20 protein-coding genes are annotated in these 24,806 nt (G+C 61.2%); 5 read left to right on the forward strand and 15 right to left on the reverse strand.

Annotated features, from left to right (window positions below):
• Positions 1-140: 140 nt before the first annotated feature.
• A complete protein-coding gene (locus RHSP_RS12050) occupies positions 141-995 on the reverse strand; it encodes a GNAT family N-acetyltransferase (protein ID WP_037151481.1) in 855 nt (284 codons plus the stop codon).
• Positions 996-1,320: 325 nt separating this feature from the next.
• Here RHSP_RS12050 and RHSP_RS12055 point away from each other — a divergent pair, with 325 nt between their 5' ends.
• Complete coding sequence (locus RHSP_RS12055) at positions 1,321-2,643, forward strand: UDP-glucose dehydrogenase family protein (RefSeq protein ID WP_004117039.1); 1,323 nt, start codon at positions 1,321-1,323, stop codon at positions 2,641-2,643.
• A gap of 71 nt (positions 2,644-2,714) precedes the next feature.
• Positions 2,715-3,719, forward strand: a complete 1,005-nt coding sequence (locus RHSP_RS12060) for an NAD-dependent epimerase (protein ID WP_004117041.1) — start codon at positions 2,715-2,717, stop codon at positions 3,717-3,719.
• A 60-nt stretch (positions 3,720-3,779) separates the two neighbouring features.
• On the opposite strand, the gene RHSP_RS12065 is transcribed toward RHSP_RS12060, so the two are convergent.
• The 3 genes from RHSP_RS12065 to RHSP_RS12075 all read right to left on the reverse strand — a co-directional run bounded on the left by RHSP_RS12065 (position 3,780) and on the right by RHSP_RS12075 (position 5,926).
• Positions 3,780-4,508 (reverse strand): class I SAM-dependent methyltransferase, encoded by a 729-nt coding sequence (locus tag RHSP_RS12065; RefSeq protein WP_004117044.1) that lies wholly within the window; start codon positions 4,506-4,508, stop codon positions 3,780-3,782.
• Between the two features lie 68 nt (positions 4,509-4,576).
• Positions 4,577-4,966, reverse strand: a complete 390-nt coding sequence (locus RHSP_RS12070; RefSeq protein WP_037151484.1) for a RidA family protein — start codon at positions 4,964-4,966, stop codon at positions 4,577-4,579.
• Positions 4,967-5,026: 60 nt separating this feature from the next.
• Positions 5,027-5,926 carry a DMT family transporter gene (locus RHSP_RS12075; protein WP_037151491.1) on the reverse strand — a complete coding sequence of 300 codons (900 nt, stop codon included), beginning with the start codon at positions 5,924-5,926 and terminating at the stop codon, positions 5,027-5,029.
• 254 nt (positions 5,927-6,180) lie between these two features.
• On the opposite strand from RHSP_RS12075, the gene RHSP_RS12080 reads away from it, so the two are divergent.
• Positions 6,181-6,606 carry a hypothetical protein gene (locus RHSP_RS12080; RefSeq protein WP_004117048.1) on the forward strand — a complete coding sequence of 142 codons (426 nt, stop codon included), beginning with the start codon at positions 6,181-6,183 and terminating at the stop codon, positions 6,604-6,606.
• A gap of 51 nt (positions 6,607-6,657) precedes the next feature.
• Here RHSP_RS12080 and RHSP_RS12085 read toward each other — a convergent pair whose 3' ends face one another.
• From RHSP_RS12085 to RHSP_RS12110, 6 genes are all read right to left on the reverse strand, one after another.
• A complete protein-coding gene (locus tag RHSP_RS12085; protein WP_004117050.1) occupies positions 6,658-7,269 on the reverse strand; it encodes an alpha/beta hydrolase in 612 nt (203 codons plus the stop codon).
• A gap of 14 nt (positions 7,270-7,283) precedes the next feature.
• Positions 7,284-8,216 carry a VOC family protein gene (locus tag RHSP_RS12090; protein WP_004117052.1) on the reverse strand — a complete coding sequence of 311 codons (933 nt, stop codon included), beginning with the start codon at positions 8,214-8,216 and terminating at the stop codon, positions 7,284-7,286.
• 167 nt (positions 8,217-8,383) lie between these two features.
• Positions 8,384-9,085, reverse strand: coding sequence for a uracil-DNA glycosylase (ung, locus tag RHSP_RS12095; protein ID WP_004117055.1), 702 nt, complete (start codon positions 9,083-9,085; stop codon positions 8,384-8,386).
• A 147-nt stretch (positions 9,086-9,232) separates the two neighbouring features.
• Positions 9,233-9,856 carry an inner membrane-spanning protein YciB gene (locus RHSP_RS12100; protein WP_004117058.1) on the reverse strand — a complete coding sequence of 208 codons (624 nt, stop codon included), beginning with the start codon at positions 9,854-9,856 and terminating at the stop codon, positions 9,233-9,235.
• A gap of 90 nt (positions 9,857-9,946) precedes the next feature.
• Positions 9,947-12,394, reverse strand: a complete 2,448-nt coding sequence (locus RHSP_RS12105; protein WP_004117060.1) for a GcvT family protein — start codon at positions 12,392-12,394, stop codon at positions 9,947-9,949.
• A 9-nt stretch (positions 12,395-12,403) separates the two neighbouring features.
• Positions 12,404-13,282 (reverse strand): choline/ethanolamine kinase family protein, encoded by an 879-nt coding sequence (locus tag RHSP_RS12110; RefSeq protein WP_004117063.1) that lies wholly within the window; start codon positions 13,280-13,282, stop codon positions 12,404-12,406.
• Between the two features lie 228 nt (positions 13,283-13,510).
• Here RHSP_RS12110 and RHSP_RS12115 point away from each other — a divergent pair, with 228 nt between their 5' ends.
• Positions 13,511-14,401 carry a DeoR/GlpR family DNA-binding transcription regulator gene (locus RHSP_RS12115; protein ID WP_240535418.1) on the forward strand — a complete coding sequence of 297 codons (891 nt, stop codon included), beginning with the start codon at positions 13,511-13,513 and terminating at the stop codon, positions 14,399-14,401.
• Positions 14,402-14,498: 97 nt separating this feature from the next.
• Here RHSP_RS12115 and RHSP_RS12120 read toward each other — a convergent pair whose 3' ends face one another.
• On the reverse strand, positions 14,499-15,443 hold the full coding sequence (locus RHSP_RS12120) for a LysR substrate-binding domain-containing protein (protein ID WP_004117071.1): 945 nt from the start codon (positions 15,441-15,443) through the stop codon (positions 14,499-14,501).
• Positions 15,444-15,559: 116 nt separating this feature from the next.
• Between RHSP_RS12120 and RHSP_RS12125 the strand changes: the two genes are divergently transcribed.
• Positions 15,560-16,585: a YeiH family protein gene (locus RHSP_RS12125; RefSeq protein ID WP_037151494.1), complete on the forward strand. Its 1,026-nt coding sequence runs from the start codon at positions 15,560-15,562 to the stop codon at positions 16,583-16,585.
• Here RHSP_RS12125 and RHSP_RS12130 read toward each other — a convergent pair.
• From RHSP_RS12130 to RHSP_RS12145, 4 genes are all read right to left on the reverse strand, one after another.
• Positions 16,563-18,371: a bifunctional diguanylate cyclase/phosphodiesterase gene (locus RHSP_RS12130; RefSeq protein WP_004117076.1), complete on the reverse strand. Its 1,809-nt coding sequence runs from the start codon at positions 18,369-18,371 to the stop codon at positions 16,563-16,565. The genes RHSP_RS12125 and RHSP_RS12130 overlap by 23 nt on opposite strands.
• Before the next feature lie 136 nt (positions 18,372-18,507).
• The gene (locus RHSP_RS12135; RefSeq protein WP_037151912.1) at positions 18,508-20,292 is read right to left on the reverse strand and encodes an IlvD/Edd family dehydratase; all 1,785 of its coding nucleotides are present in this window, start codon (positions 20,290-20,292) and stop codon (positions 18,508-18,510) included.
• Between the two features lie 7 nt (positions 20,293-20,299).
• Positions 20,300-21,184, reverse strand: a complete 885-nt coding sequence (locus RHSP_RS12140; RefSeq protein ID WP_004117082.1) for an NAD(P)-dependent oxidoreductase — start codon at positions 21,182-21,184, stop codon at positions 20,300-20,302.
• A gap of 325 nt (positions 21,185-21,509) precedes the next feature.
• Positions 21,510-24,707 carry an efflux RND transporter permease subunit gene (locus tag RHSP_RS12145; protein WP_004117084.1) on the reverse strand — a complete coding sequence of 1,066 codons (3,198 nt, stop codon included), beginning with the start codon at positions 24,705-24,707 and terminating at the stop codon, positions 21,510-21,512.
• Between the last annotated feature and the right edge of the window lie 99 nt (positions 24,708-24,806).

A 24,806-nucleotide genomic window follows, 5' to 3' on the forward strand; every position in this document is an offset into this window, starting at 1 on the left:
TCCCCTATGCGCCCCCGGATGATCTATATATTAGCTGAATCGTAGATGCAGCTGCTAAGGCTGCTTAAACCTCCAACCGAGCCATTAATCGTCTGTTAAGGTTAACGGCACGGCGCCTTGCCGGCGAAACGTGAGCGGCGCTAGCCGAGTTCGAGCGTGGTCACGCCGAACACGCGATCGAGCGGTATCTCCGGCGCCTTGCCGCGATACATACGCGCCGTCTCGAAGACCGGCGACAGACCACAGTCTTCCGCGAGTTTGATACCTTGTGCATTGTCGACCGGCACGTCCAGATACACCGGCGCACCCTCGGCCTCGGCCAGCAGCCTTGCCAGCAAGGCCCGCGCTACGTCCGGCTTGTTAGCGAACAGCGGACCGATCTTATAGCCGTGGAAACAGCGGCGAATGGTCCCGTAGCCTCGAACCCTGCTACCACCGCCGACGATGAAGGTTGTCCGTCTTTCCGGCGCGCCGCACCAAGCCCTGATGAAGGAATGACGCAGACCAGGGAAGATCCCGGCATCGTAATGCACCAGGCCTTCAAGCTTGCCATTCGTGACCAGCACGACCTGCGCCGCCTGATCTCCCAGATCGGGCACCTTGGCGATGCCGGCATAGCGCAGCGTCCGATAGGCCGTTTCGAAGCCGTGGCGGCGGTAATAGTCCTGCTGCGCAACGACGCCGTCCAAGCCGACGACGCGATTGCCGGCGAGCGTCATACCCTTGTTCCAGAGCTGCTTGCCATATCCCCTGCCGCGAAATTCCGGATGCAGCATGTAAAGGCCGAGAAAGGCAAAGCTCTCGCCGTAGCGGACGACCGAGATGCAGCCGACCGGCACCTCGCCGATCGCGCCGACCAAAAAACCGGAGGGATCCGCCTCCCAGAATGCGGGGGCATCATCGACGCCGGGATTCCACCCTTCCTGCCGAGCCCATTCCAGAGCGAGCTCCAATTCCCCGGCTCGCATTGTACGCACGGCGAAAGTCGACTTCATGCAATAGTCCCGAACCGCCCATTCTATTTCGTTCCAGTCGAACGATTACCCTTGATTCATCATGCGGCAACATGTTGCCAATCACAAGCGATAGGCATGATAAGCTTAAAGTACAAAGGCTTCGTTTAACTTTGCACCCAGGTAACGGCGCCAGTAGAGCGATAGAGATGCGAGCAGCTTCTGTGACAGTTCCGTCGTAATTGTCCCGGCTGAGGATATCGCATATAGGCGGCTCGATTGATCCTGTGTATAAGCGCAGGTGATCGCAAATGCCGGCTTCGCGTCTTAACGCCAGGCCCGGCGCCAGCAAGAGGATTGAAGTTTCATGCGCATTACGATGATCGGCTCGGGATATGTAGGGCTTGTGTCCGGCGTCTGCTTTGCCGATTTCGGCCATGACGTCATCTGCGTCGACAAGGACGCCAGCAAGATCGCAGCGCTGCAGCACGGCGAGATACCGATCTTCGAACCAGGCCTCGAGCAGCTCGTTGCGGACAATGTCCGCGCCGGACGCCTCTCCTTCACCACCGATGTCGAGACGAGCGTTGCCGCAAGCGACGTCGTCTTCATCGCGGTCGGCACGCCTTCCCGCCGTGGCGACGGCCATGCCGACCTCTCCTACGTTTATGCCGCTGCCCGCGAGATCGCCGAGCACGTCAAAGATTTCACCGTCATCGTCACGAAATCGACCGTGCCGGTCGGCACCGGCGACGAAGTCGAGCGCATCATCCGCGAAACCAATCCGCAGGCCGATGTCGCAGTCGTCTCCAATCCGGAATTCCTGCGCGAAGGTGCCGCGATCGAGGACTTCAAACGTCCGGACCGCATCGTCATCGGTCTCAATGACGATCGCGCCCGTGGCGTCATGACCGAAGTCTACCGGCCGCTCTACCTCAACCAGGCGCCGCTGCTCTTTACCGCCCGCCGCACCTCGGAGCTGATCAAATACGCCGCCAACGCCTTCCTTGCCATGAAGATCACCTTCATCAACGAGATGTCCGATCTCTGCGAAAAAGTAGGCGCCAATGTGCAGGAAGTCTCGCGCGGCATCGGCCTCGATGGCCGCATCGGCTCGAAATTCCTGCATGCCGGCCCCGGTTACGGCGGCTCGTGCTTCCCGAAGGACACGCTGGCGCTGGCCAAGACCGCCCAGGACTTTGACAGCCCGGTGCGCCTGATCGAAACCACGATCTCCATCAACGACAACCGCAAGCGCGCCATGGGTCGCAAGGTAATCGCGGCGATGGGCGGCGATATCCGCGGCAAGACCATTGCCGTGCTCGGCCTGACCTTCAAGCCGAATACGGACGACATGCGCGACAGCCCGGCGATCTCGGTCATCCAGGCGCTGCAGGATGCCGGCGCGACGGTGACGGGCTACGATCCCGAAGGCATGGACAATGCGCGCCTGTTGATCGACAACATCGCCTATGCCGACGACGCCTATGCTGCGGCGCGCGGCGCCGATGCGCTCGTCATCGTCACCGAGTGGAACCAGTTCCGCGCGCTCGACTTCGCCCGGCTCAAATCCGTCATGAATGCGCCGGTCCTTGTCGACCTGAGAAACATCTATCGCCACGACGAGGTCACAAAGCACGGCTTTGCCTATACAAGCGTCGGCAGACCCTCAAACGACGCCACACTTTAGCGCGTTTACGCATTCCGAACGGAAAACCGCTACGCACTTTTCCTGGAAATGCTTTAAGCAAAGGCCGACCAATGCGCTATCTCATCACCGGCACCGCCGGCTTCATCGGATTCCATCTTGCCAAGCGCCTGCTCGACGAGGGTCATTTCGTCGTCGGCTTCGACGGCATGACGCCCTATTACGACATCAAGCTCAAGGAGAAGCGCACAGCCATTCTCGCCCGTTCCAACGGCTTCAAGGCCGTGACAGGCATGCTGGAGGACAAGGCGGCGCTGGATCACGCAGCGGAACTCGCCGAGCCTGACGTGATCGTCCATCTCGCCGCCCAGGCCGGTGTGCGCTACAGCCTCGAAAATCCGCGTTCCTATGTCGATTCCAATGTCACCGGCTCGTTCAACGTGCTGGAGCTGGCAAGAAATCTGCAGCCGAAGCACCTGCTGCTGGCATCGACCTCCTCGGTCTACGGCGCCAACGAAAAGATCCCCTTTGCCGAAAGCGACAAGGCCGACGAGCAGATGACGATCTATGCGGCGACCAAGAAGAGCATGGAGCTGATGGCGCATAGCTACGCTCATCTCTTCAACGTGCCTACGACCGCTTTCCGCTTCTTCACGGTTTACGGCCCCTGGGGTCGCCCCGACATGGCGCTGTTCAAATTCGTCGACGCCATCCGCAATGACAGGCCGATCGAAATCTACGGCGAAGGCAAGATGAGCCGCGATTTCACCTATATCGACGATCTCGTCGAAGGCATCGTTCGCCTCATCGGCGTTGTGCCCTCGGAGGAAAACCGGGTCGTATCAGAGACGGTGATCGACACCCTGTCGAAGAACGCTCCCTTCCGCGTCGTCAATATCGGCGGCGGTCAGCCTGTGGGACTGATGACCTTCGTCGAAACCATCGAGACGATGCTCGGCAAGAAGGCGATCCGCAAGATGCTGCCGATGCAGCCCGGCGACGTCCATAATACCTTTGCCGTGCCGGATCTGCTGGCGGCACTCACCGGCTTCAAGCCGCAGATCGAAGTCGACGAGGGCGTTCGCCGCTTCGTCGAGTGGTATCAGGAAAATTATTGAGAGAAACCGGCTATCTGGCAGGATGATGGGCCCCGCCGGATAGGTGCATTCTTCCAGCCGTCAGGTTCGGGTCGAGATCAGCAGAAACATCGGCCGCTCGCGCTCGATCGCCCAATCCGGATGCAAGGCGAGATCCTCGTCACTCGGCGACCATTCCTCGACATGGGCGATGGCGAAGCCGGATTTGATCAGCAAGTTGAGCGTCGTGCCCATGGTCCGATGCTGCTTGACGACGCCTTCGGCGAGCCAGTTCGTCAATCTCTTGCCTTCGATCTGGTAGGAGTTCAGCGGCCAGATCCTGCCACCATCTTCATCTGTCAGCCATGCCGGCTGCCGCGGCGCCATATAGATCGGATGTTCGATCGAAAAGATCAGCCGCCCGCCGGGCTTCAACGCCCGCCGGATGGTCGCCAGAAGTCCGGCAAAATCCTCGATATAATGGAAGGCCAGGGAGCTGTAGACAAGGTCGAAGCTCGCCTTGGGAAGCTCGAGCTTCTCCAGATCCGCGCTGTCGTAGCGAACGCGGGCATCCGTCGTCTCTGCACGGGCGCGCGCAAGCATCTTGTCCGATACGTCAAGCCCGAGCACGCCGGCAGCGCCCTGCTCGGCTGCCCAGCGGCAGAACCATCCGAATCCGCAACCAAGATCCGCGACTTCGAGACCGTACAAGTCCGGCAACAGGGCTCGTATGGCGGGCCATTCCGCCGCTCCAGCCAGCCCCTCTACCGACCGCTGAAGCCGGCTATAGCCTTCAAAGAAGCCTGGATCGTCGTAAATGTTCTGGGTCATGACGGTCTCCTGAACCTCGCTAGCCGGTCCAGCGGTGCTGGCTGCCGAAGCCGCGGCCGCTGCGCAGGTCACATCACTTTCGCCGCCGTAACCTCGACCTCCACCAGAAACTCGGCACGGGTAAACCCGCCGACGATCAGGAGCGTCGAGACGGGTTGGGGATCCTGAATATAGCGGTCCCGCACGGCCATATAGGCGGGAAAGTCCTCGCGCGTGGTCACGAAGCCGGCGATGCGGATCACGTCGGCAAAGCTCATGCCGGCATCGTCAAGGATAGCGTTGATCGCTCTGAAACACAGATCGGCCTGCAATGTGACATCAGGCGGAATGCGGTCGTCGAGACCGATACCGAGCTGACCGGATGTGACCAGAAGACTGGCGCCCGGCGGCACCAGCAGACCATGATTGTAATTGCCGAAAGGACGGCGGACGGACGGCGGATTGAATATCTTCTTCATCGATATCGACTCCTCGTGATTGGGAGATTTCAGCATTTTGAGATTGAGCCGACAAGCCGTTCAATGCGCTTGTGCGGAAGTAACCGCACGATTCCGCCGAACCTCCAGCAGGATATGACCGAAAAGCGCGGCAAGGACGATCGGCCCGCCGATCAGCGTTGCCGTCGACGGACGCTCGGCAAAGACCATCCAGACCCATAGCGGCGTCAACGGCACTTCGAGCGCCGTCAACAGCGCTGCATCGGAGGCCGGCACGAGCCGTGAGCCGAATGTGTAAAGACTGAGGCCCATGGCATTCTGAACGATGCCGAAGGCGATGATCAGACCGAGATCCTGTCCCGATACGGTAAGCGGCGAAGCAAACCAGAAGGTAATGAAGGAACAGAGCCAGGCGGAAAGCGCCATGGCCGGCAGCATCGGCACATCGCGGTGCCGCCGCATGACGACGGCAAGGGCTGCGACCGTCAGCGTCATGATCGCGGCCAACCCCTTGCCCAGCCAGCTGCCGCCATCGCTCGCATGCCCGGAAAGCATGACGAGAACACCGATGAAGGCAATGCCGCTGGCGATGAGCGTCCTCATATTCGGACGCTCGCCGATGAAGAGAAAGGCTACGCCCGCGGTTGCGAAAGGCACGGTCGCATAGATGACCATGGCGTCGGCAACCGACGTATAATAGATCGAGCCGATCCCGCTGATCATCGACGCCGTCGAAAAAATCGTTGCAGCCAGCGAAGGGCCGCGCATGGAGCGCAGGATGTGCCATGCGCGGCCACGTTCGATGTAGAGAAAAAGCGTAAATACGCCGAGGCCGGAAACGATGCCGCGGCAGAACAGAATGGTCATGAGGTCGGCATGGATAGCGCGCACGAACAGGCCGGATGTCGACCAAGCCAGCGCCGAAAGCGCCACGTAGGTCACGCCGAATCTGTATTGTTGCTGTTCCGCAAGCGTTACCATCAACTCCCCCCGTCGCATTGCGGCAGATCATTAGCGATGAGCAACGGAGGCCACAAGCAAAGCTTGGGCCGCAGCACGTTGCGGCTGCCGGAAGGTGGTGAGGGTTGCAGGAAGGCCACGCTTCCTCAACCCGGTACTGGCGGCGGCCGGCGCGTCTTGAGTGCGGCGCCAATCTCATTCATCTGATCATATTAATCTTGCAGATATTCTCTGCCGCTCTACGGTCTGCACGGTTTCGATCGAGGGAGAATCAGTTGCGCCTGCTGTCAGCCACCTTGTTTGCGTGCGGCTGCGTCAGCCTTGTCGATGGTCCCCTGTGGCCCCCGGCGGAGACCTACATCGATACGACGGTGCAGTGCAGTCAAAGCAGCGATCCTGCCCGTTGCCGGCATAATCGCGACCGGTGGAAGGCCGAGTATGACGAAGCCATCGCCGGCGGATATCGAGCGCAGAAACATGTTGCCTTGTGCCTGAGCACCGGCTGCGACGGGGCGATCCAGCCCGACAAGATGCTCGGCTGCGCCTGGCGTATCGTCATCGCCGATGTAACGCACGCTCAGCCGGACAGCATGGATATCGCCAATCTCAATCGTTTCTGTGGAACGGACTATATCGACGCGAAGGGGAAGCTCGCAGCCGCCTCGCAAGCCAAAGCGATGCAGCAGCAGATCGGCAAGTAACTGGCCGCGGAACAGCCTATAGCTGTTCCGCGGCCAGTTACTTGATCGACTTTACGCGTAGAGTGCGAGGAAGGTGCGGATAGCCTCGATCTCGTTCGGCCTGATGTCATGACCGCCGGCATGCCATTCCATCGTCACCTGTGCCTCTTGCCGGGCAAAGTAGTCGGCGAGCGCCTTGGTGACCGGTGCGGGCGCGATCGGGTCGCGTTCGCCCGCTGTGATCAGCACACGCCTGCCCTGCAGCCTGGCATTGTCCTTCGGCTGGAACGGGATGAGCGGATGCATCAGCACTGCAGCATCGAAGAGGTCGCCTTGCTCGATCAGCACGTTGGCAAGGATATTGGCGCCATTGGAGAAGCCAAGCCCGAGCACCTGCGATGCACCGTATTCGGCAGCAAGGCTCGAGACGTAGTTCGCCATCTTTTCCGTCGCGCGGGCAAGATCGGCCATGTCGTAGACGCCCTCGCCCGTCCGACGGAAAAAGCGGGCAGCGCCATATTCCGAGACGTCGCCGCGCGGCGACACGATGGTCGCGTCCGGCAGCAGACGGGCGGCGAAATCGAAGAACTGGTTCTCGTCGCCGCCGGTGCCGTGGAAAGTAAAGAAAATCGGCTTTCCGGGTGCACCGGCCTTCAACCGGTGCACATAGCTCGTGTCAGTCATGGTCTTTCCTCCGATTAGCCTTCCAGCGGCTCCAGATGCTGCTCGATCAAGCCGCGCAGATGCGCATGCTGTTCGGGCAGTTTCAGTGCCTCGCCGAGATGAGCCGTATCCTCATCGCGGTTGAAGCCGGGCTCATTGGTGGCGACTTCGAACAGCACGCCGCCCGGCGTGCGGAAATAGATCGCCCAGAAGTAGTCGCGGTCGATGACCGGCGTGACCTGATAGCCTGTGTCCATCAGCGCCTTGCGTACCTCGAGCTGCTTTGCGCGGTTCTCGACGGCAAAGGCGACGTGGTGGACGGAGCCGGCGCCCGGAAGCGCGCGGTTGATGTTCGGCATGGTCTCAAGATCGACATAGTCGGCACCGTTGCCGCCGGGAATGGCAAGGCGCTTGATGCCCTCATGCGTGTCGACGACTTCGTAGCCCATGTATTTCAGCAGTTCGGCCGTGGCGCCCTCGTCCCTGAGCCGCATGGCGACGGAATGGAAGCCCCTGATGGCATGCTCGGCATCGACGCCGTTGTGCGTCCAGGGCAGGCGCTTGTCGTCCTTGACCTCGACAAGCGCGAAGCCGTCGCCATCGGGACCGGCAAAATGCAGGCGCTTCTGGCCGAAGGATTCGTCGGTCTTCAAAGCTTCAACGCCGTGCTGACCCAGCCGTTCGGTCCAATAGCCGATTGCGCCTTCCGGAACGGAGAAGACCGTATTGCCGACTTCGCCTGTACCTGGACGACCGCGCGCCATTTTCGGGAACGGGAAGTAGGTCATGATCGTGCCGGGCGTACCGATCTCGTCACCGTAATAGAGGTGATAGACATCGGGAGCGTCGAAATTCACCGTCTTCTTGACGCGGCGCAGGCCGAGCGTGTCGGTGAAGAACTTGTTGTTGGTGCGGGCGTCTTCCGCCATCGAGGTAACGTGGTGAAGACCTTTGATCTGATTAAGCATCTCTAACCCCTTGTCTCGCCTGCACCGGCAGGCGTTTCTGATGGGCAGAAGATGGTCTCAGAGACGGTGTTCCGATAGCCCCCAATAGCCAAACGGATTGTCTTCAATGAGTGAACGATAAATTCTGATCGTTCAATAGGACGCAATACCTTCCGAAAAGCGACGCCTCACGACGCTTCCGGATTGCTCGGCAGAGCCCAGTCGATCGGATCCCTGCCATGTTCGGCCAGATAGGCATTGGCCTTGGAAAAATGCCGGCAGCCGAGGAAGCCATTATGGGCCGATAGCGGCGACGGATGTGCCGCCTTTAGCACCAGATGGCGTTCGGTATCGACAAAGGCGGCCTTCTTCTGCGCGTAGGAGCCCCAGAGCATGAAGACGACGCCGTCGCATTCGTCGTTGACCCTGCGGATGACGGCATCTGTGAAGCGCTCCCAGCCCTTGCCCTGATGCGATGCGGCCTGCGATTCCTCGACCGTCAGCACGCTGTTGAGCAGGAGTACGCCCTGTTTCGCCCAGCTTTCCAGAAAGCCGTGGCGGGCCGGCGGAATGCCGAGATCCGTCTCAAGCTCCTTGTAGATATTGACCAGCGACGGCGGAATGCGCACACCGGGGCGAACGCTGAAGCACAGCCCATGCGCCTGGCCGAAGCCGTGATAAGGATCCTGCCCGAGGATAACGACCTGCACCTCGTCGAGCGGGGTCAGATCCAGCGCCCGGAAATACTCGCTGCCACGGGGGAAGATCACCCGACCGCGCTGCTTTTCCTCGACAAGAAAAGCCTTGAGCTGCTGCATGTAAGGGCTCTCGAATTCCGGAGACAGCGCCTCTTTCCAGCTCTCCTCAAGCTTGATATTCGCTTCCGCCATTGATCATGCCTCCATCTTCGTCAGCAATCCGATTGAGGGCGAAAGCGCCGGCAAGTCAAGGAAAGGACGTCCATTGCGGCAGGCAGATCACAGCTTTCCGGCAATAGCGCTTCGATGCCGACCTATGTTGGCAACGATGGCCAGGCCTCAAGCGGACGTTGCTAGCGATTGCGTCCTCACTCCCGTCGAGATCAGCAAAGCGTCGCGTTCGGCCTCAGGCATGGCGCGCACCCGTCGCCTCACCGTAAGGCGGATCGCAGCAAATCCGGCCAGCATCAGCACAACTTTGCTGCCGATGCCGAAGGCCGGCATGACGACCGCCCATGTGGATAGATCAAAGGCGATCGCAACGAAGGCATTGAGCGCAGCAGACAGGAACATCAGGCCAGCCCAGGCGAAGCCCACATAAGTGGCGACATCCGATGCGACCGACCGCGCGATGGCGGGCAGATACCGGTTCATCCAACCCGGCTTCAGCATCACGACGCCGACAATCGAATAGATGACGCTCGGCTTGAACAGCACGAAACGCGGATCATCCGTCAGCAGCGTTGCCGCACCGGCGGCAATGACCAGAAAGAGGCTGAGCCACTCCATGACCTCGATGGGCTTGCCTCGAATGAATTGAACTCCGATCTGGAGAAGACCAAGCGCAATCGCCAGACATGTCGCAAGCGTGGCGTCGTGCGTTAACGACAGCAAAACGACGAAAAACAGACTCGAGGCCAGATCGGCAAGCAGCAGCCTGGCCGCATCGAAAAAGCTTCTCACCGCACCCGACCCTTATTGCGACGCTAGCGAAGGTTCATAAGGCCCCAGACCACCATTATCAAGGCGACTGCCCGCAATCCCCTTCCGCAATCACCCCTTGATCCGCGCCATCTGCGGATCATAGAGCGGCTTTAGCGAAACCTGACACGGCACGCGGCTCTGCGCGACATCGAGCTCGTAACGGCCGGACAACACAAAATCCTCCGTCACGCCGCCGGGATCGCGGACATAGCCGTAGCCGATGGCTTTGCCGATCGTGTAGCCATAGCCGCCGCTCGACAGCCAGCCGACGCGCTGGCCGTCGCGATAGATAGTCTCGCGACCGAGAAGCACGATTTCGGGATCGTCGGGCACGAAGCAGGCAAGCATCTTCTTCACGCCGGAGGCCAGTTGCCGCTCGATCGCCTCCCGGCCGCGGAAGGCTATGTCCTTCTTCATCTTCACCGCCCAGGCAAGCCCGGCTTCGACCGGTGTATGATCCGGCCCGATATCGGAGCCCCAGGCGCGATAGCCCTTCTCCAGCCGGCAGCTCTCGATGGCACGATAGCCGGCGTTGACGAGACCGTGCTCGCGTCCGGCCACCATCAGTACGTCATAGACGGTGGCCGCATATTCCACCGGCACATGCAGCTCATAACCGAGCTCACCAACATAGGTGATGCGCAGCGCCCGCACCGGGCAGCCGGCGATGCCGACGGTCCTCACCTTGCCGAAGGGGGATGCGGCGTTCGAAACGTCGGCCGAGGTCACGGCCTGCAATATCTCGCGCGACTTCGGCCCCATTAGCGACAACACGGAATAGGCAGAGGTCACATCCACCAGCTCCGCATGCATCTCGGATGGAATGTTGCGGGCGATCCAGTCAAAGTCATGGGTGGCGAAGCCGGTGCCCGTCGTGAGGTAGAATTCGTCCTCGGCGATGCGGGCGACGGTGACATCGCATTCGATGCCGCCGCGGTCGTTCAGCATTTGAGTATAGGTCAAAGAACCGACGGGCTTAGCCACATCATTGGCGGCAATCCACGACATTGCAGCCTCTGCATCCCTGCCCTTCAGCACGAATTTGGCAAAGGAGGTTTGATCGAAGATGACGGCGGCCTCGCGCACCGCCTTGTGCTCGCGACCGACGGCGTCGAACCAGTTCTGACGGCCATAGGTATAGACATCCTTTGGCTCCTCGCCGGCAAAGAGATCGGCAAACCAGTTCGGCCGCTCCCAGCCGAGCTTTTCACCAAAGCAGGCGCCCTGCGCCTTCAGCCGGTCGTAAAGCGGCGACTTCCGGCAGGGCCTGCCGCTGGAATGCTCCTCGAAGGGCCAGGCCATGGTGTAGTGCTTACCATAGGCTTCCAGCGTGCGAGTGCGCACCCAGTCGGTGTCGAAATGCGGGCGGCCAAAGCGCCTGATATCGACCGGCCAGAGGTCATAGGGCGGCTCGCCCTTGGCGACCCATTCGGCAAGCGCCATGCCGGCCCCGCCGGCCGAGGCGATGCCGAAGGCATTGAAGCCTGCGCCGACGAAGAAATTCTTCAGCTCCGGCGCTTCGCCGAGGATGAAGTTGCCATCAGGCGTAAAGCTTTCCGGACCGCAGAGCAGCTGCTTGACGCCGGCCGTCTGCAGCGCCGGCACGCGCACCAGCGCCTGCTCCATGATCTGCTCGAAATGATCGAAATTGCTGTCGAGAAGCGTGTAATGGAAATCTTTCGGAATGCCGTCGAGCGCCCAGGGGATGGGATTGGGCTCGTAGCCGCCCATCACCAGCCCGCCGACCTCCTCCTTGTAATAGGTCAGGCGGTCCGGATCGCGCAGCGTCGGCAGGTTGGAGGGTACGCCAAAGGATTCGGTGATGAGATATTGATGCTCGACAGAGACCAGCGGCACGTTGACGCCGAAACGGCCGGCGAAGGTCCGCGTCCACTGCCCTGCGCAGACGACGACGCGCTCGCATTCGATGCGGCCTCTCTCGGTGATGACAGCGCGAATCCGGCCCTTGTCGATCTCCAGATCGAGAACTTCGGTATCCTCGAAGATCGACACACCGCTCATGCGGGCGCCCTTCGCCAGCGCCTGGGTGATATCGGAGGGATTGGCCTGCCCGTCGGTCGGCAGGAAGGCGGCGCCGACGAGATCATCCACATCCATCAGCGGCCACAGATTGAGCGCTTCCTGCGGCGTCAAAAGATGCATCTGCAGGCCGAAGGACTGCGCCGTCGTCGCCTGCCGCTTGACCTCCGTCCAGCGCTCCTCGTTGCAGGCGAGACGCAGACCGCCATTCATCTTCCAGCCTGTGGCGAGCCCCGTCTCCGCCTCGAGCTTCTTGTAGAGATCGACGGAATAGCCAAGCATCTGCGTGATGTTGGCGCTGGTTCGCAGCTGGCCGACGAGACCGGCGGCATGGAACGTCGTGCCCGAAGTCAGCTTCTTGCGCTCCAGCAGCACCGTGTCGGTGAAGCCGAGCTTGCCGAGATGGTAGGCGGTCGAGCAGCCGATGATGCCGCCGCCGATGACGACGGTTTTCGCTGTGGCCGGCAGTTCCTTCATCGTGTCACCTCAAGAGTTGCGAAAGCTCTGCCAGGCGCTCTCAAATCGCCGCAGATTTTCAGCTGTATAGGATGAATAATCGAATTCGATGTCGGAATGGATTTCCGAAACCATGCTCCACATCGTCTCGCGCAGGAGCGAAGCGCATTTCATCGCCTGATAGCGTCGGCGCAGATCGTCGCTAACGGGAGCCTCGAAATAGGCTTCCAGCATCGCCTCTTCCTGCGCCTCGGAGAACTCATTGTTGGAGGCAAGGCCGCCGAGATCGAAAAGCGGCGTGTTGAAGCCGGCATAGTCCCAATCGATCAGCCAAAGCCGCTTGCCATCATCAAGGAAATTCGCGGCCAGCAGATCATTGTGGCCGAAGGCGATCTGGAAGGGACCGGCTGCGCGTTCGAGCCGCTCGGCAATCTCCAGAAAGGACGACAATAGCGGCTTGTGCCGGCTGCCGCCGGCCTCCAGAAGTGCCGCATAATCCCTGACCACATGGAAGACCCAGAAGATCGCCGCCGGCCCGCGAAAATGCCTGGCAACATCGCGATGGCAGGACCGGACGAGCGAAACGACTCGCGCCATGACGGTCGGCCGGCGGATATCCTCGGCAGACAGCGGCTTTGCGTCAATATAGTCGAGCACCAATATGCCGGGCTCGTGATGGATGACGGCAGGAGAAAGGCCGGCCGCGTGGGCCGCTCTGCTTGCCGCCACCTCGTTGGTGCGGCTGATGTGGTGAACGGGAATGTCCGACCCTAACCGAACGACGAATCGCCGCCCTGCATTATCAACCAGATAGTTGCGATTGGTAATGCCGCCAACAAGCGGGGCGATCTCGATCGGCCCGTGCCAGATGGCGAGAGAATGTATCCTGTCTTCCGGCGTCGCAGTCATTCCCCCTCCGGTGCCACTGCTCAGCATTCTCTGGGCGCGAAGGTTCCTTACAAACGCGTAGCTGTCAAGGCCAATCCACAAAATGAAACAAATATTTGGTTTTTTGTTGGATTTTGGGATAATTCCCAATCGAATGAACGATGGATATTACAACAGAACGCTTCACCGCAGGTGAGATTTGCCTTAAAAACTGCATCGCGAAGCGATCGGATTGATTTGCAAACCTTGATGCTTCCTTCGCATCAGCGCCTGCTCGATCCGGAAGCCGCAATTGAGCTTCGGGATCGTACCCGCAATAGGATCAGGACCATGTCGGGCATGTCCCAACCACCGCTTCACGCCAATCATCGCGAGCGCGAGATTCTGGAAGAACTCCGGCTGGCCGGCGGCGCCAGCCGCATTCAGTTCCTGGCCGAGCGGCTCGGCGTTTCCGAAGAAACCATCCGCCGCAACATCCGCAGCCTCGAAGCCAACGGCCTCGTCACCAAGGTACACGGCGGCGTCCATATCAAGGACTCGATGATCGAGCCGCCACTGCACCTGCGCATGAACGAGAACGCGGAGGCCAAGCGCATGATCGCCGCTTCGGTGGCTGCCATGATCGAGGATGGCGATACGCTGTTCCTCGATGTCGGCTCCACCACAGCCTTCATCGCCGTCGCCCTGCAAAAGCATCAGAAGCTTTTCGTCGTCACCAATGCCCTATCGGTGGCGCACGCACTCGCCACCCGCAACGGCAATCGCGTCTTCTTTGCCGGCGGCGAATTGCGCGGCCACGATGGCGGCGCCTTCGGCATGGAGGCGGCCAATTTCCTGCGCCGTTTCAACATACATCATGCGATCCTCTCGGTCGGCGCCATCAACGCCACCTCCGGCTTCATGCTGCACGATCTTGAGGAAGCGGAATATTCTCGGGAGGCGGCAAGCCGGGCTGAAAATTGCATTATCGTCGCCGACAGCGCCAAGTTCGGACGCAGCGCACCGATCGTCTTGAACGAGCCGTCAAGCTTCGACGTCCTGGTCACGGACGATATGCCGCCGGCAGACATTCGCTTCATGCTGGAGCGCAACGAGATCGAACTCGTGGTCGCCAACCGGCAGCGAACGGAACAGCGATAGCGGCCCGGCGCGCTGATCTGGAGCTCAAGTTAGGGAGCTATCGCGCTTGCCGCTGAGAGCATCACCGACAGAGTGAACCATCGGGGAGTCGACGGCGTCAGCTATTGCCGCCGGCTGCGTCTTCACCTCGCTCAGCTGGATCGAAGTTGACGAATTTGCGATAGCTCTTGCACATGGTCTCCAGCGTCTGGGCGGCCTTGCTGGCATGGCGCTCCTTGTGGCGCAGCAGGCGAAAGCTGCGAGCCGGAAGATCGAACGCCGCCTGAACCATAAAACCTTGTCCGAGATAGGCCTTGGCCGCTGCACTCGAAATAGCCGCAGCACTGTGCCCGACGCAGACTGCCGACAGCACGGCCTCGTTGGAGGGAAGGACAAGCGCAACCCTGAGATCGCGCGGCGAAGCGCCAAGCTTGGCAACCGCATTCTCGAATTCGGAACGGGTGCCCGAGCCCTCTTCCCGCATCACCCAGGACGTATCGGTAACGAGGTCGGCGATCGCCAATTTTCGGCCGTCCGCCCAGGGATGATGCGGTGGTACGACGATGACGAGCGCATCCTGCGCAACGATCTTCATCGACAGAGCCGGCGCATCCACCTCGCCCTCGATGAACCCCAGTTCCGCTGCGCCGTCGATAACAGCCTCGGTGACGGTTCGCGTATTGCCGATCGTAAGATCCAGCTCGATGCCGGGATAGTCGTGCTGAAACCGCATCAGCAAAGGCGGCAGCCAGTAACTGGCAATGGTCTGGCTGGCATAGAGGCTGAGTCGGCCGCGCCGCAGACCGCCCAATTCGGACAGCATAAGTTCTGCCGAACGCACGCGCGCAAGCGTCGCCTTGGCCTCACCCAGGAAAGACCGCCCCGTCTCCGTAAGCTCGATCCGCCTGCCGACACGATGAAACAGTTCCACCCCGTAAAACGCCTCGAGGTTCTTGATCGCCGAACTGACGGCCGAGGGCGTCAGGTTGATGGCTTCAGCGGCATTGGTCAGATGTTCTCGTTCGGCGACGGCGACGAAAATTGCGAGCTGCTCGAAGGTCATGGGAAATCATTCTAATTTATCGAACGAAACATAGGATAATATTCGATGGATGTCGACATCCGCAGGTGAGACTTTCCAGCCGTCAACAAATCAGAAAAAACGAATGGCGGCATGACATGTCCTTTGCTCGACAAACAAGCAAGATCCTTCCCGGCCTCGCTCTCACCTGCACCGTCGCAATTGCCGCCTATGCCGGCGAGCATGTGGAAGTCGGCCTTTTCGGCGGCCGATGGATCGAAAGCCTGGTGCTTGCCATAGCGCTCGGTATCGCCGTCTGCACCTTCAAGCCACTGAAGCCGTCCATGAAGCCGGGCATCGATTTCAGCGCCAAAATCCTTTTGGAAATCGCCATCGTGCTTCTCGGCGCGTCCATCAGCCTCTCGGCCATCCGCGGCGCGGGCGTCTGGCTGATCGCCGGCATCGCCATTGTCGTGGTGCTCTCGATCGCCGCGACCTATGTGATCGGGCGGCTGCTCGGCCTGCCGCCGAAGCTCGCAACGCTCATTGCCTGCGGCAATTCGATATGCGGCAACTCCGCGATCGTCGCCGTCGCCCCGGTGATCGAAGCAGACTCGCAGGAGATCGCCGCAGCCCTTGCCTTCACCGCGGTGCTGGGCATCGCCGCCGTCTTCCTCCTGCCGTTTCTCTACTTCAATTTCGGCATGAGCGTCCCGCAATACGGCACGCTGGCCGGCCTGACCGTCTATGCCGTCCCACAGGTGCTTGCGGCTACCGCCCCGGTCGGTCTTCTCGCCGTCCAGACCGGTACACTGGTCAAGCTCGTCCGCGTCCTGATGCTCGGCCCCGTCATCTTCCTGCTCGGTATCATCACCAAGGTCGAGACAACCGACCCGAACGCAGCGGGCAACGGCCATCATCCCTCGCTGGTCCCGTGGTTCATTTGCGGCTTCCTCGGGCTGATGGCGATGCGCTCCTTCGGCCTCATTCCGAACGCTCTGATCGTCCCGATGGAATCGGTCTCGAGCATCCTGACCGTCATCGCCATGGCCGCACTCGGGCTCTCGGTGAACATCCGCTCCGTCGCCCATGCCGGCGGGAAGGTCATTGCCGCAGCCACGCTGTCGTTGCTCATGCTGGGCGCGATCAGCTACGGCCTGATCATCGCGCTGCAGATCCAGTAGTACCCTCGTCCTCGACGGCAGCAGATCGGCTTCTGCCCCTGGCGTCAGCCGATTTCAGCAGTGTCGCGATCTCGCCTTCCGGAGAGGGATAGCCGATCGCATAGCCCTGAAGTTCATCGCAGCCGACCTCAGCCAGAATGCGCGCATGCTCTTCGGTCTCGACGCCCTCGGCAATAACCTCGACATTCAGAGCTCGTGCTATGTCGACGATCGAACCGACCAGACGACGTTGCTCGTCCGACACCGTCACGGCCGTTACCAGTTGCCGATCGATCTTCAACCGCTTCGGCTTGAGCTTCACCAGGCCGATCAGCGAGGCATGGCCCGAGCCGAAATCATCGATCTCGATGTCGATCCCCATCCTCTTGATCCCATCGATACTGGCGAGCACCCTGTCGTCGGGATCGTCAAGGAAAATGGTTTCCACGAGTTCGAAGGCAATGGCATGGCGCGGTATCTTCAGCGCCTGCAGCCCCTCGATCAGGTCGGGATCCGCAAGCCGACGACCGGAAATATTGACGGCGATACGCGGCGGCACCAGACCGCGCGAAACCCAGCTGGCACGGTCGGCCAGCGCCCGCTTCAGCACGGCAGCGTCGATCTCGGGTGTCAATCCGTATTCATCAGCGACCTTAAGGAAAGCGGCCGGGTTCAGCAGCCCCTTTTCCGGATGCCGCCAGCGCGCCAGCGCCTCCAGGCCGACGATGCGGCGGCTGCGGGCGTTCACCTGAATCTGATAGAAGGGTTCGATCTGCCGCAGCACGGGCGCCAGCCTTAGCTCGTCGGCCAGCCGACGTTCCGCATGCAGCTCGTCCTGGAGCGCCGGTGTGAAAAACTCCGCTCGGTTGCGGCCGAGCTTCTTGGCCTGGAAGAGCGCCACGTCCGATTCCGCCAGCAGATTGCCTGCTTTGCCGGCCTGGCTCAACGCCACGCCGATGGAGGCACCGACGCGCAGCATCTCGTTGCCGAAGCGCACTTCGCGCCGCAGCCGGGAAAAAATGTCGCTGACGATGGCTTTCAGCCGCTCGGAGCTGCCGACGTTGATCAATACGGCCACGAATTCATCGCCGCTGACGCGGGCAACGATGTCGTTGGCGGTGATCGCCGCCGAAACGCGCGCCGCCACACTCTGCAGAGCCGCATCGCCGGCCGCATGCCCCCATGTGTCGTTGATCTCCTTGAAGCCGTCGAGATCGATATGAAGGACGGCCAAGGTTTCGATCGTGGGATCCTTGCGCAACTCCGCCAGCCGCCGGTCGAAATAACGCCGATTGGGGAGCCCGGTCAGATAGTCATGATCAGCGGCATATTCGATACGGGCCCGGCTTTGCTCGAGCGCCACTGCACGCGCCTCTGCGATCGCCTTCTGGCTGATCAGTTCCCGATTGAGCAGGACATCGGCCGTGACATCCCATTCCGCGCCGATGAAGGATGGCGAGCCGTCGAGACCTTCGTAGAAATGCGCCCGCGACCGTATGTAACGCACCTCCCCGCTGGGCAGAATGATGCGAAACTGGGAATTGTAAAAACCGCGCATGTCGAGAGCGACCTGAAAGTCGCTGAAGGCCTTTTCTACATCTTCGGGATGGAGCGCATTCATCCAGACATCAGACGGCACGCGGCGATCCCGCAGCCCGGTCCCATAGAGCCTGTGCATCTGCATGTCCCAAAGCAGCTCGTTGTCGTCGACATTATGCTGCCAGACGCCGATTTGGGACGCGTCGAGCGCCAGCTCCAGCCTCCTCAGCAGGTCCTGGAACTGTTCCTCGGTTCGCCCTGATGCCACCTTTGCCAAAGAGCCTCCCTTCGGAAACTGGAGAGATTACATAGCCGCAACTCGGTAAACTTGCATACTCCACTTTCCCGAACTTTAACGGCAGCTCGATCCGCGCGTCATGACCAGATTCCGGTAAAAATTTTCGCTAGTGATTATGCCGTGGCGGAGTGGCTGCGATATTGCGGAAATCGGCCGCACCGTCGAGCACGGCGCCATCGGAAAGCTGCGTCACCGAACGGCGATAGATGCGCTGCCACGGCGTCGCATCCGGCGGCACTGCCGGAATGCCGTCACCCTTGCGCCGCTCGATTTCAACATCGTCCACCAGCATGTCGCAGCGGCCGTGATTGAAATCGATGCGGATCGCGTCGCCGGTCCTGAGCCATGCAAGGCCGCCGCCGGCAGCGCTCTCCGGCGAAGCGTTGAGGATCGAGGGGCTGTCGGCCGTGCCCGACTGGCGGCCGTCGCCGATTGTGGGAAGGCTGCGGATACCCCGCTTCAGAAGCGCGTCCGGCGGCTGCATGTTGACGACTTCGGCCGATCCGGGCCAGCCGATCGGCCCGGCCCCGCGGATGACGAGGATCGTCCTCTCGTCAATGCCGAGATCGGGATCGTTGATGCGCTTGTGGTAATCCTCCGATCCGTCGAAGACCACGGCCCGGCCCTCGAAGACGCCTTCGTGGCCCGGCTCCTGCAGATAGCGGCTGCGGAACTCCTCCGACACGACGCTCATCTTCATGATCGCGAAATCGAACAGATTGCCCTTGAGGACAAGGAAGCCCGCCCGCTCCTTTAGCGGATCGGCGAAGGGACGGATCACCTCGCGATCGGTCGCCTCGCGGCCCTTCAGGTTCTCCGCCATCGTCCTGCCGGTCACCGTCGGACAGCCTCCATCCAGCTTGCCGGCTTGCAGCAGCTCCCACATGACTGCCGGAACGCCGCCGGCACGATGGAAGCGTTCCCCGAGATAGGCGCCCGCCGGCTGTACATTGGCCAGCAGCGGAATGTCGAAGCCGTGCACCTGCCAGTCGTCGGGATAAAGCTCGACGCCGGCATGCTTGGCCATCGCCGCCAGATGCGGTTGGGCATTGGTCGAGCCGCCGATCGCGGAATTGACCCGGATGGCATTGAGGAAAGCCTCGCGCGTCAGTACGTCCGAGGGCTTGATATCGTCAAGCACCAGCTCGACTGCGCGCCTTCCCGTGCGATAGGCCATCTGCCCGCGCTCGCGATAGGCGCCGGGAATGGCCGCACAGCCCGTCAGCGACATGCCGAGCGCCTCGGCCATGGCATTCATGGTCGAGGCGGTTCCCATCGTATTGCAGTGCCCCACGGAGGGAGCAGAAGCGAGTGCCGCCTCCAGAAAACCCTCTTCGTCGATCTCGCTGGCCGCCAGCTTGCGCCGCGAGCGCCAGATCGCCATGCCGGAGCCGGCAAGCTCGCCATCGTGCCAGCCGTCGAGCATCGGACCGCCTGAGAGAACGATCGCCGGAATATTGACGGTCGAGGCCGCCATCAGTGCCGACGGCGTGGTCTTGTCGCAACCGGTCGTCAGCACGACGCCGTCGATCGGATAGCCGTAGAGCACTTCCACCAGGCCGAGATAGGCGAGATTGCGGTCGAGCGCCGCCGTCGGGCGCTTGCAATTCTCGAAGATCGGGTGGGTCGGGAATTCGATCGGAATGCCGCCAGCGTCGCGAATGCCGTCGCGCACGCGCTTCGCAAGATCGAGGTGATGGCGGTTGCACGGCGTCAGATCGCTGCCGCTCTGGGCAATACCGATGATCGGCTTTCCGGAGCGCAGCTCCTCCGGCGTGATGCCGTAGTTCATGAAGCGCTCGAGGTAGAGCGCCGTCATATCGATATGATCCGGATTGTCGAACCAGTCCTGCGAACGCAGACGACGCTTGGATGCACCCTTATCGCTCATCTCTTCCTCAAGCCTTTCCTCGGGCATTCTTGTCTTCCAGATGCTGCAGCAAAGCGCTGTGATCCAACTCTCCGCCACCACTCTTGACGAATTCTGCAAATTCGGCCCTGACGACTTCGGTCAGCGGTAAATTGAGCGACAGGCCTTGGGCAGCGGCAAGCGCCGTATCGAGATCCTTCAATTGATTGCGGGCGGTTCCGCCCGGCTCGAAATTGCGCTCGATCATGCGCTGGCCGTGCAGTTCCAGGATCTTGCTCTCGGCAAAGCCGCCGCGAATGGCGGCGCGAAAGGCCTCGCGCGAACCGCCGCCGGCTTCGACCAGCAGCATTGCCTCTGCGACGGCGCCGATCGTCACCGCAACGATCTGCTGATTGCCGAGCTTTGCGAGCTGTCCGGTGCCGCTTGGGCCGACACGCGTCACGCGGCCAAGAGGCGCCATGATCTCGCGAACGCTGTCTATAACATCGGCGTCGCCGCCGGCCATGATCGCAAGCGTCCCAGCCTCCGCGCCGACGACCCCGCCCGAAACCGGAGCGTCGATATGCCGAATACCGCGCTCGGCGAGCGCTGCCGCATGTTCGCGGGCAACAGCCGGCGATATCGAGCTATTGTCGATCACGACGGCGCCGGCTTCCAGCGCCTCGGCAACGCCGCTGCCGAACAGAACTTCGCCGACAGCACCGCCATTGGTGAGCATGGTGAAAAGCACCGCTGCTCCCCGCGCCGCCTCTGCCGCCGTATCCGCGACGATGGCGCCATCGGCAGCCAGAAGCTCGGCCTTGCTCCGGTCGCGATTCCAGACGGTCACCGCAAAGCCTGCAGCCAGCAGTCGCCGCACCATCGATGCTCCCATCAATCCCGTACCGAGAAAAGCGATCTTCCTGCCGCTCATAGACTATCCTCCGAACTGAAATGCAGGGGCTCCAGAAGTGATATGGCGACCGATCATGCCGGTGCATCCGACGATGAACTCCTGCACACCATCGCCCTCGAAACCCACCGGTTCCCCATGCCCGACGTACGTCAATCAACTTATCCAAGAGCTTGATAGACCTATGGTGCCAGCATGCAAAGGAAATCGACGGCCACGCGGCGAATTCTCCGAAAATCCTATTAAATTAGCTGAAACGAAAATATTGATCACGCAACGGAAAAGGCGGGACCTTGCGGTCCCGCCCTCGGCGCGTCGAGCACTGGAGTACTGTTCGGCACGGCCCCTATTCGGCGGCTATCGGGAGCACCTCCGCCGAATGTTCGTTGTCGTTGTGATGGTGCTGTTTCAGCGGACGGTTGCCCGTCAGGCTGCGGATCAGCACGTAGAAGACCGGCGTCATGAAGATACCGAAGAAGGTGACGCCGATCATGCCTGCGAACACAGCGACACCCATGGCAGCGCGCATCTCCGCACCGGCACCGGTCGAGGTGACAAGCGGCACGACACCCATGATGAAGGCCATGGAGGTCATCAGGATCGGGCGCAGACGCAGGCGGCTGGCCTCTATCGCGGCCTGAACCGGCGTACGGCCTTCGAATTCCAGCTCGCGGGCAAATTCCACGATCAGGATCGCGTTCTTCGCCGACAAGCCCACCAACACCACCAGGCCGATCTGGGTGAAGATGTTGTTGTCCCCACCCGTGAGCCAGACTCCGGTCAGCGCCGCCAATACACCCATCGGCACGATCATGACGATGGCGAGCGGCAATGTCAGGCTCTCGTATTGGGCGGCCAGCACGAGGAAGACCAGCAGCAGCGCCAACGGGAAGACGACGACGCTGGAATTGCCGGCCAGAATCTGCTGGTAGGTCAAGTCCGTCCATTCGAAGTCTATACCGGGCGGCAACGTCTCATGCAGAATCTTCTCGATTGCCGCTTGCGCCTGGCCTGACGAGAAACCGGGCGCCGGGCCGCCATTGATGTCGGCCGCCAGGAAACCGTTATAGCGGTTCGTGCGTTCCGGACCGGTCGTGGCGTTCACCTTCAGCAGGGCTGAAAGTGGGATCATCTGACCCGATGCCGAACGGACCTTCAACTGGCCGATATCTTCCGGCTGAGCGCGGAACTTGGCATCGGCCTGCACGCGGACGCTGTAGGTGCGGCCGAAGGCGTTGAAGTCGTTCACATAGAGCGAACCGAGATAGATCTGCAGCGTCTGGAAGACGTCAGTGACGGAGACCCCGAGCTGCTCTGCCTTGGCGCGGTCGAGATCGGCGAAAAGCTGCGGCACGTTAATCTGGAAGCTCGAGAAGATGCCGGCGAGTTCCGGTGTCTGGTAGGCCTTGCCGATCACTGCCTTGGCCGCCTGGTCGAGCGCCTGGTTGCCCAGGCCGGCGCGATCCTCAATCTGCAACTTGAAGCCGCCTGTCGTGCCGAGACCGTTGACCGGCGGCGGCGGGAACATGGCGATGAAGGCATCCTGGATGACGCCGAACTTCTGGTTCAGCGCCATGGCGATCGCCCCGCCAGAAAGGTCCGGCGTCTTGCGCTCGTCGAAGTCCTTCAGCGTCACGAAAACGACGCCGGCATTCGAGGAATTGGTGAAGCCGTTGATCGACAGGCCCGGGAAGGCGATCGCGTTGGCGACGCCCGGCTGCTTCAGCGCAATGTCCGTCATGCGCTTGATCACGTCTTCCGTACGGTCGAGGCTTGCAGCATCCGGCAACTGTGCGAAGCCGATCAGATACTGCTTGTCCTGCGACGGCACAAAACCGCCTGGAACCGTTGCGAACAGACTATAGGTTGCTCCCACCAGCGCGAGGTAGATCACCATGACGATGCTCTTTCGCGACAGCAGGCCGCCGACGCCCTTACCGTAGTATTTCGAACCGGCTCCGAACGCCCGGTTGAAGCCGCGGAAGAACCAGCCGAAGACCGCGTCCATGATCCGTGTCAACCGATCCTTCGGCGCATGATGGCCCTTCAGGAGCAGGGATGCCAGTGCCGGAGACAGGGTGAGCGAGTTGAAGGCCGAGATGACGGTCGAGATGGCGATCGTCAGCGCGAACTGGCGGTAGAACTGGCCGGACAGGCCGGAGATGAAGGCTAGCGGCACGAAGACCGCGACGAGGACCAGCGCGATCGCGATGATCGGACCGGAGACTTCCTTCATGGCCTTGTAGGTAGCGTCTCGCGGACTGAGCCCGTTCTCGATATTACGTTCGACGTTCTCGACCACCACGATCGCGTCGTCCACGACAATACCGATCGCCAGCACCAGGCCGAACAGACTAAGCGCGTTGATCGAGAAGCCGAAGACATACATCACCGCAAAAGTGCCGATGATCGATACTGGGACGGCGATCAGCGGGATGATCGAGGCACGCCATGTCTGCAAGAACAGGATGACGACGAGGACGACGAGCGCGATGGCTTCGAGCAGCGTGTCGATCACCTTCTCGATCGAGGCACGGACGAATTTCGTCGTGTCGTAGACGATCTCGTACTTAACACCCGCAGGCATGGCCTGCTGCAGCACGTTCATGGTCGAGCGCACGTTATTCGCGATCTCGATCGCGTTCGAACCGGGCGCCTGGAGAACCGCGACAGCGACGGCCGGCTTGCCGTCGAGCAGCGAACGCAGCGTATAGTCTTGGGCACCAAGCTCGACGCGGGCGACGTCGCGAAGGCGGGTGATCTCGCCGTTGGCGCCCGTCTTGACGATGATGTTGCCGAACTCCTCAGGGGTGCGCAGGCGGCCCTGGGCATTGACGTTGAGCTGCAGATCCACGCCCGGCCGGCTGGGTGAGGCACCGATGATGCCGGCCGCAGCCTGGACGTTCTGGGAGCTGATCGCATTGCTAATGTCGCTGGCGGCAAGATTATGCTCGGCCGCCTTCTGCGGATCGATCCACACACGCATGGAATAGTCGCCGGCGCCGAAGACCTGCACCTGCCCGACGCCTTCGATCCGGGCGAGCCGATCCTTAATGTTCAGGGTCGCATAGTTTCGCAGATAGGTGATGTCGTGGTCGGCCCCGTCCGAGACGAGGTTGACGACCACGATGAAATTGGGCGAGCTCTTGACGGTCGTGATGCCGAGGGCACGGACTTCCGCGGGCAGGCGCGGCTCGGCCTGCGAAACGCGGTTCTGCACGAGCTGCTGCGCCTTGTCCGGATCGGTGCCGAGCTTGAAGGTGACCGTCACGTTGAGAGCGCCGTCTGATGTCGCCTGGCTGGACATGTAGAGCATGCCCTCGACGCCGTTGATCTGCTCTTCGAGCGGCGTCGCCACCGTTTCGGCGATGACGGTCGGGTTGGCGCCGGGATAGGTGGCGCGCACGACAATCGACGGGGGCACAACCTCTGGATATTCGGAGATCGGCAGCGCTCTGAGGCCGATCAGGCCGGCGACCACGATGAGGACCGAAAGAACACCGGCAAAGACCGGGCGGTCGACAAAGAATCTGGAGATGTTCATATCAAAGCCCCCTCTGGGGTGAGAACGGATACAAAATTCCTGTCCGACGATTTGAGAGCCGCCGGCGGATCATGTGATTTCGGAATGTCGGCCTTCTGC

The organism is Rhizobium freirei PRF 81 (genome assembly GCF_000359745.1).
Taxonomy (GTDB): Bacteria; Pseudomonadota; Alphaproteobacteria; order Rhizobiales; family Rhizobiaceae; genus Rhizobium; species Rhizobium freirei.